The organism is Neptuniibacter pectenicola, from assembly GCF_001597735.1.
Classification (GTDB): Bacteria; Pseudomonadota; Gammaproteobacteria; order Pseudomonadales; family Balneatricaceae; genus Neptuniibacter; species Neptuniibacter pectenicola.
This window is the reverse complement of record NZ_LUTS01000118.1, coordinates 1-281: the sequence shown is the minus strand read 5'-3', so window position 1 is coordinate 281 and position 281 is coordinate 1. Positions and strand designations below refer to the sequence as shown.

Annotated in this window: 1 protein-coding gene; it reads right to left on the bottom strand. The window is 72.6% G+C overall.

The genetic code is table 11. The features are described 5' to 3' along the window. A partial coding sequence (locus A3773_RS18230) for a hypothetical protein (protein ID WP_197462866.1) occupies window positions 1-281 on the bottom strand: 281 nt, incomplete at both ends.

Sequence of the window (281 nt, the reverse complement as noted above, 5' to 3'; positions counted from 1 at the left end):
CCATCGTGTCGGCATGCCGCACCAGCGGCAGCGCGAGCGACGCGTCGGGCAGGTCGGTCAGCCCGTAGGTGCCGGGGAACAGCTTGCGCAGCCGCGCCACCGTGTCGGGCGTGTGGTTCGGTGGCATCAGATTGCTCTGGCCGCGCAGCATCGCCGCGCCCAGGCCGACCGCGAAGCGGTAGCGATCCGCGGTGACGTTCAGCATGGTGCCGTTGTACGGCAGCCGCGCGGCGAGGGCCTGCACGTCGGCGAGGTACTGCAGGCGCGTGATCGCGCGGCCG